The following is a 7,585-nucleotide window of genomic DNA, read 5'->3' as shown; positions in this document are numbered from 1 at the left end:
CCTACGCTTAAAGTTGACGCTTTAACCGTAGGCGGGACACAAGCTTAATTACTTGTCACCTTCATTATTAACGTAGGGTTTGGCAAGTTCATCAGGAATTGCGGCGCCTGAGCGCTGCAATTCGCTTTTTATATATTTAAATAAAGCACGTGCGGCAGGGCGTTCGCTAGTTTCCTTGGCAAGTTCATCTTTTGCCTTTTTAATAAGAGTTCTTAATTTATTTCTGTCAGTGTCGTTAATCACTGCCGTAAAAGTATTCAATGTTTTAATTCCGCCATGAATTAAGTTTTCACGCAGATTCTCAAGACGCATGGCATTCGGATCGGCCTTTGGTGTCGCCCCGATTGATTCAATTTGCTTTTTCAAATCGTCTGCGTCATAAGCACGAAGAAGCTTGGCGGCAAACTGCAGCTGGCGGCGTTTTTCATCTGAGTTTTTGCGCATGCCGCGGGCTATGACAAAAGCTTCTTTAACGCTTTCGTCAGGAAAGTTTAAGTGTTTAAAAGATAAAGTCCCCAAATCGGCAATTTTATCTGCAAGTTTACGAATTGCTTGGGCTTCGCGTTTGTGTGCACTGCGGCTTAACTCTTCAGGCTCGCTGTCAAAACCTTCAAAATGCTGTTGTTCTGCCATGATGATCCTCATTTTTTAAGCGTTGCTCAATTTTAGCCGAAATTTAGCCTAACCCAAAATTAAAACTCAGTGAAGACTCTTTGACCTCTTGTAAATTTTGGCTTTTTTACTATGGCTTCTGATAAAATGACGCATAAATGCAATCAATTAGAAAACGGATAAAAAATGACAGAAGATTTTTACGCAGCTATTGCAAAAGAAGAGAGCAAAATTAAGGATATAGCGCAAAGAGCAGTTGAATACGCTAAATCATTAGGTGTTGATGAGGCTGAAGCCACTATCGGTTTACAGAAAGGATTATCGGTTTCAACCCGTAAAGCTGATGTTGAAAACATCGAGTTTAATAAAAATCGCGGACTTGATATAACCGTTTTTAAAGATAAAAAACGCGGTAACGCCTCTACTACGGACTTTAGTATTGATGCAATCAAGTCCTGCGTTGAGGCTGCTGTAAATCTTGCTTCTTTTACTGATGCCGATCCTTGTGCCGGCATTGCAGATAAAGAAGATTTATGTACGAAAGAAAAGGATTTAAAGCTTGTTTATCCTTTGACGGAAGACGTTGATAAAGTTTTAGCTTTGGCGCTTGAAACTGAAAAAATCGTTTTAAAAGACAAGATTAAAGGTATTAAAGACAGTGACGGAGCAGGCTGCGAAACTTCTTTAGTGATTAAAGCGATTGCCAATTCTAACGGCTTTGTCGGAACCAGAGCCCGTACATTCAATTATCTCGGACTTACCCTTTTAGGCGATGACGGTATTAAGATGCAGCGCGGTTCTGGATATTCAACGAGCCTTGATTTTGCTCAGTTAAAAGATCCTGAAGCTGTTGCAAAAGAAGCCGTAGATCGTACTTTGGAAAAGTTAAACGCCAAGAAAATTACTACGGGTACTTATAATGTAATTTTTTCAAAGGGCGCAATGATGTCTTTATGGGGACATCTTTTAAGCGCGATTTCAGGCGGATCCGTGTACCGTAAAACCACTTTTTTGCATGACAGCTTAAATAAGGAAGTTTTACCTGAGTTTATATCTTTGCATGAAGATCCTTTTATTGTCGGAGGTCTTGCCTCAGGCAATTTTGACGGTGAAGGAGTGCAGGCAAGAGTTAGCGATATCGTGGATAAAGGAGTGCTTAAAGAGTTTTTATTAAGCTCTTATACTGCCCGTAAGCTTAACTTAAAGACCAATGGACATTCAGGCAGTGTCTATAATCTTTGCGTAGTGTCAGAAAAAGATCCTGTAAGTTTAGACGAAATGATGAAAGAAGCAGGATCGGGTATTGTCATTACCGATTTAATGGGACAGGGCGTTGATTTATTGACCGGCAATTATTCAAGAGGTGCTGCGGGATTTTATTTTGAAAACGGTGAGCGTAAGCATGCCGTAGAAGAAATCACCGTTGCCGGCAATTTAAAAGATATGTTTAAAAACATTGCTCTTGTCGGCAATGATTACGATGACCGCTTTAAGATTAAATCCGGATCTCTTTTGATTCCTGATATGACAATTTCCGGAATTTAAGTAAAATTTTAAAGAAAAATGCGCTTGAGAATTAATATGTTCAGGCGCTTTTTGTTTTAGGTGACAAGATGCGCTTTCTAAAATTTTTTACTGCCCTTTTTGTGTTGCTTGTAAGTTTTCAGGTTTTTGCTGCAGAAGTTAAATATAGTAAAAGTTTAGCAGAGGTCTTTAATGATCATACCGGAGTGATGGTATTAAAGGAGATTAATGTAAATTGCGTATTAGGCTCTGATGAAAAACGAGCCGTTATGCGTTTTTCTCCTGCCTCGACATTTAAGATTGCACATAGTCTTATCGCTTTAGATCTTGGTATTGTCAAAAACGTTGATGAAGTCTTTTTTAGTTATGACGGACACAGTCAATACTTTTTAAAGTCATGGCAAAAAGATATGGGTCTTAAAGAAGCAGTTAAAACATCAAATGTTGAAGCATTTAAGGTAATGGCGTCTAAAATCGGCAAAGAACGGATGCAAAAAGCATTAGCCTTGTTTGATTACGGCAACGCAAATATCGGGAAAGACATAACCTCTTTTTGGCTTGACGGAACGCTTAAAATTTCGGCGCTTGAGCAACTATCTTTTTTAGAAAAACTTCTTAACGGACAATTACCGTGTTCTAAGAAAGCTCAAAAAGAAGTGGAAAATATTTTAAAGCTTGAAGATAACGGTAAATATGTTTTGTACGGTAAAACCGGTCTTAGTTCAGGCACAAATCAAATCGGATGGTTTGTCGGTTTTATTCGCAGAGAAGATAAAACATACATATTTGCGCTTAATATGGATATGAGTGAAAACACACCGTATGCGTTAAGAATTGATTTGGCAAAGAAGGGTTTAGAAAAATTAGGTTTGTTAAAGTAAACTCACAAATTGAAGTATAAAAAAAGCCGCATTCATTGATGCGGCTTTATAAGATAATAATTGTATCGTTAATTATTCATCCAAAGTAACGATAGAAGTTCCGGTCATCTCTTCAGGAATAGGCATACCCATTAAGTAAAGCATGGTCGGAGCGATATCGCAAAGACGTCCGCCTTCACGCAAATGAGCTTTACGTCCGTAGTAAATGAAAGGAACCGGCAAGTTAGTGTGAGCGGTATAAGGTTGACCGGTGGTTAAATCCTTCATGCGTTCGCAGTTGCCGTGGTCGGCGGTAATAAGGCATTCGCCGCCTACTTTCTTCAATGATTCAAGAACACGACCGATGCTGCTGTCAACTGCTTCAACAGCTTTAACTGCAGCGTCATAAACACCGGTATGACCTACCATGTCGCCGTTAGGATAGTTGCAGATTACAACATCGTATTTGCCTGACTCAATAGCAGCGCAGAGCTTGTCGGTAAGTTCAACTGAACTCATCTCAGGCTGTAAGTCGTAGGTTGCTACTTTCGGGCTAGGGATTAAGGTGCGATCTTCTCCCGGGAATACGGTTTCGACGCCACCGTTAAAGAAGAAGGTGACGTGAGCGTATTTCTCAGTTTCGGAAATACGCAGCTGAGTCTTGCCATGAGATGACAGCCACTCGCCTAAGGTGTTCTTTAAATCTTCAGGAGGATAAGCGCAGGCAGTGTTGATGTCAGCTGCATACTGGGTCAGCATTACGAAATCAGCAAGTTTAGGAGTTGCCTTGCGGGCAAAACCGTCAAAGTCGGCGTTGACGAAAGCGCGGGTGATTTGACGGGCACGATCGGCACGGAAGTTCATGAAAATCATGGTATCGCCGTCTTCCATCGGAACTTTGTCACCGATAACGGAAGCTTTGATGAATTCGTCATTTTCGCCGCGGGCATAGGCTGCTTCAATTGCGTCCTTTGCTGACGGGAATGAAGGGAATTCACTCTTGCCTAAGGTTAAGACATCATAAGCCTGCTCGACGCGATCCCAGCGGTTGTCACGATCCATGGCAAAGTAACGGCCGACGATGGTGGCAAAGCGTCCTACGCCTAACTCTTTAAAGAGTTCTTCAAAAGGCTTGATGTACTCAAGGATGCTGCGCGGCGGAACGTCACGTCCGTCACCGAAGCCGTGCAGGTAAATCTTTTTGGCACCGCGCTGCGCGGCAAGCTTAATCATAGCAAGGATATGATCCTGATGGCTGTGAACGCCGCCCGGGGATAAAAGACCCATGATATGAACGGCTTTGTCAGCTTTAACGGCTTTATCTACAGCTTCGCATAAAACTGCGTTTTTAAAGAAATCACCGTCTTCAATAGCTTTGGTAATGCGAGTGAGTTCCTGATAAACGATACGTCCTGCGCCTATGTTGGTGTGACCGACTTCAGAGTTGCCCATCTGACCGTCAGGCAATCCTACGTATTTACCAGATGCCTGAATATCGGTATGAGCGTAGTTGGCGCAAAGTGAATCCAAAACGGGATGTTTGGCATGAGCGAAAGCGTTGAATTCGGTAACCGGATTGTCACCGACACCGTCCATAATGATAAGAGCTAAAGTTTTTTTGGTAGCCATCGTTTAATTCTCATTAAAAAAAGAAATTCCAACTAATAATTGTACATTTTTTAAGCGAAGTTGGACAAAGAAAGGCGGTATTGTCGCTAAATTTAATCACAATTGTTGTTTGGGCAATTAGCAAGAACTTTGTTATTTGAATGAATCCTGTTAAATATTCTATAAAAATGCCCTCAATTGCGAGGGCATTAGGCAATATAGTGCAAATATTACAGTGCTTCTTCGTTTTCATCACCGGTTCTGATACGGACAACTTTGTCTAAAGTATGAACAAAGATTTTTCCGTCACCGATTTTTCCGGTAAAAGCCGATTTTTTGATTGTCTCAATGCATTTTTCGACTTCTTCGTCTTTAACCGCTAATTCAACTTTAATTTTAGGAATGAAGGATAAGACATATTCAGCCCCGCGATAAAGCTCAGTATGACCTTTCTGTCTGCCGTAACCGCGGACGTCACTTACCGTAAGACCGTTGATGCCGATAGTCGTAAGAGCTTCACGAACCGAATCAAGTTTAAAAGGCTTGATAATTGCTTCGATCATTTTCATTTTTCATGTCCTCCGATTACAGGTTGTAGCCGCGTTCGCCGTGAACGGCAATATCAAGACCTTCACGTTCGGTTTCATCGCTGACTCTGATTCCGCCGGTCAGAAGTCCTGCGACTTTAAAGGCGATAAAGGAAGCAATTCCTGACCAAATAACGGTTATGACAATTGACATAAACTGACCGTATACCTGTCCGCCGATAGATGTCCATTCGCCTTTGAATCCGGCTCCGCCTAATGACGGGGCGCAGAATACGCCGGTTAGCAATGCTCCGATGATGGCTCCGATACCGTGAATGCCGAATACGTCCAAGGAGTCGTCAATACCGGTTAAACGCTTGAAGCCGTGAACACCCCATACACAGCAGACACCGGCAGCAATTCCGATAACGAGAGCGCCTAACGGTCCGACAAATGCGCAGGCCGGAGTGATGGCGACAAGTCCTGCCAGAACACCTGAAACGGTACCTAAAGTTGACGGCTTTTTATACATAATCCACTCTACGCACATCCAGGAGAGAGCCGCGGCAGCAGGAGCGATGGCGGTGTTGATGAACGCTAATGCGCTGATGGCGTCAGCGGTAAGTTCAGATCCTGCGTTAAAGCCGAACCATCCGAGCCACAGCATGCCGCCGCCAATATAGGTTAAGGTCAGGTTGTGCGGTGCAAGGTTAATTTTGCCTAAATCACTGCGCTTGCCGAGCATGTAAGCACCGACGATACCGGCAACTGCGGCATTGATATGAACAACATCACCGCCGGCAAAGTCATAGGCTGCAAATGTCGAATCAATAAATCCGCCACCCCATACCATATGGGCAAGAGGAGCATAGGATAAGAGCATCCAGAGCAAGATACCGATTAATAAAGCGCTAAAACGCACACGCTCAACCAAGGCGCCTACGATAAGGCATGAAGCGATGGCACAAAAGGCTGCCTGGAAAATAAAGAAAGTATATTCACTTAAAGCTCCTGATAATGAATCTGAATTTACTGACAGTAAAAAGGCTTTATCCAGATTTCCGCTAAAGGAAGCGAACAAATGATCGCCTGATGAAAAGGCAATCGAGTAGCCGGCTACAAGCCAGAATAAAATAGCGATAGAGCAGACGGCAAGACACTGTTCAAGAACTGATAAGGCATTTTTGGCGCGAACCAGTCCTCCGTAAAAAAGACCGATAGCAGGTATTGACATAAGCAATACCAAAACGGCGCAAAGAAGAATGTATCCGTTAGCAGCCTGATCTAATGTTCCGTCTTCAGCTAAAACCGGACAGCTTAAGGATAGTGCAACTAATGCACCAATAAAGTGCTTTTTCATAATAATATCTCCGTGATGAGATTTTGTTTAACTTCACCTACACATTAAACCTTTGGCTTTTATATTCAATAAATTTATAAAAATTCACAAAATTGATACGATATATAGTATATATTCACTAATTTGACGCTTAATTTCACATTAATTGTGCGTGTTTATATATAGGGCAAATGCTTTTGCTGAAATTTAACAAGTGTGCCGTACAGGGAAGCTCTCTCTTAAAAAGGAAAACAATTGCGCATTTAAAATATTAACGGGCTTTATGCTTAAAGTTTCTTTTAATAAAAGAGGTAAATACGTTCATCGGTAAAAATATTGCGTTTTGCTCTTTTTGTGATTCGTTTAATCAAAATTAACATTTGATTTTGATATATATGGATGCAACATACATATATGCGTAAATGTATTAAACATTATTTGACCCTGTTTTTTAATAATGATTTTTGTGGCAAAAAGAGAAGATCCATAAATGAACGCAAAAGAATTGCTGTTACGCTTGGGAGTGGTGCTTGGTCTTGAATTGTATATCAGCGATGAAGGAGTTTGTCGTATTTATTTTGATGATGATGCTGTGGATTTTGAGATAACTTCCGAGGGTATTTGTCTTATTGCTGAATTGGGAATTTTACCGTCACAGGATAATACGAATCTATATCGGACGTTGCTTACTGCCAACCTGTTCGGCATTGCAACGGCAGGAGCTACGCTAAGTATCGATCCGGATTTAGATTCGATTTTTCTGCATAAAATGCTTTATAACGGTTTGTCTTACTCTGATTTTGAAACACAAGTTGAGTTTTTTATAAAAGTTCTGCGTCATTGGAAACGCCAACTTTTAGAAAACCCTTTAACTACAGAAGAACATAATGTTCCTTTTTATAGTTTGAGAATTTAATTTTTCGTCAGGAGTTTCTATGTCTGAGATTCAAGGAAGCGGGCGAATTCGTCCTCAAAGTGAATCCCATGAGGTTCAAGAACGCGGCGAGCAAGAAAATGTTCCGGAGACTTTGCGTAATGCTCGTGTCGGACAATCGGTAGGGCATATTATCGGCAGGATAATTCTCGGAATATTCACACTCGGTATTTCAGAGGGA

Annotated in this window: 8 protein-coding genes; 4 read left to right on the top strand and 4 right to left on the bottom strand. The window is 41.5% G+C overall.

Going from position 1 to position 7,585, the window contains the following annotated elements; genetic code table 11:
- Nucleotides 1–48 precede the first annotated feature (48 nt).
- Entirely contained in the window at nt 49–633 is a 585-nt protein-coding gene (yjgA, locus tag QZ019_RS08450) for a ribosome biogenesis factor YjgA (RefSeq protein ID WP_295484163.1), read from the bottom strand.
- Between the two features lie 165 nt (nt 634–798).
- On the opposite strand from yjgA, the gene QZ019_RS08445 reads away from it, so the two are divergent.
- Both QZ019_RS08445 and blaOXA read left to right on the top strand, forming a co-directional pair.
- Nucleotides 799–2,157, top strand: coding sequence for a metallopeptidase TldD-related protein (locus QZ019_RS08445; RefSeq protein WP_295484160.1), 1,359 nt, complete (start codon nt 799–801; stop codon nt 2,155–2,157).
- Nucleotides 2,158–2,258: 101 nt separating this feature from the next.
- Nucleotides 2,259–3,017 carry a class D beta-lactamase gene (gene blaOXA / locus QZ019_RS08440; RefSeq protein WP_295484157.1) on the top strand — a complete coding sequence of 253 codons (759 nt, stop codon included), beginning with the start codon at nt 2,259–2,261 and terminating at the stop codon, nt 3,015–3,017.
- A gap of 72 nt (nt 3,018–3,089) precedes the next feature.
- Here blaOXA and gpmM read toward each other — a convergent pair whose 3' ends face one another.
- The 3 genes from gpmM to QZ019_RS08425 all read right to left on the bottom strand — a co-directional run bounded on the left by gpmM (nt 3,090) and on the right by QZ019_RS08425 (nt 6,494).
- On the bottom strand, nt 3,090–4,625 hold the full coding sequence (gene gpmM, locus QZ019_RS08435) for a 2,3-bisphosphoglycerate-independent phosphoglycerate mutase (protein ID WP_295484154.1): 1,536 nt from the start codon (nt 4,623–4,625) through the stop codon (nt 3,090–3,092).
- A 209-nt stretch (nt 4,626–4,834) separates the two neighbouring features.
- Nucleotides 4,835–5,173: a P-II family nitrogen regulator gene (locus tag QZ019_RS08430; protein WP_009143362.1), complete on the bottom strand. Its 339-nt coding sequence runs from the start codon at nt 5,171–5,173 to the stop codon at nt 4,835–4,837.
- A 16-nt stretch (nt 5,174–5,189) separates the two neighbouring features.
- Nucleotides 5,190–6,494 carry an ammonium transporter gene (locus QZ019_RS08425; RefSeq protein ID WP_198002762.1) on the bottom strand — a complete coding sequence of 435 codons (1,305 nt, stop codon included), beginning with the start codon at nt 6,492–6,494 and terminating at the stop codon, nt 5,190–5,192.
- Nucleotides 6,495–6,960: 466 nt separating this feature from the next.
- Between QZ019_RS08425 and QZ019_RS08420 the strand changes: the two genes are divergently transcribed.
- Nucleotides 6,961–7,386 carry a type III secretion system chaperone gene (locus QZ019_RS08420; protein WP_294564387.1) on the top strand — a complete coding sequence of 142 codons (426 nt, stop codon included), beginning with the start codon at nt 6,961–6,963 and terminating at the stop codon, nt 7,384–7,386.
- A 19-nt stretch (nt 7,387–7,405) separates the two neighbouring features.
- Nucleotides 7,406–7,585 (top strand): hypothetical protein (locus tag QZ019_RS08415; protein WP_295484150.1); only part of this gene is annotated, 180 nt, incomplete at its 3' end.

Source organism: uncultured Succinatimonas sp., from assembly GCF_905203285.1.
In the GTDB taxonomy this organism is placed as follows: domain Bacteria; phylum Pseudomonadota; class Gammaproteobacteria; order Enterobacterales; family Succinivibrionaceae; genus Succinatimonas.
This window is presented reverse-complemented; position numbering and strand designations above follow the sequence as displayed.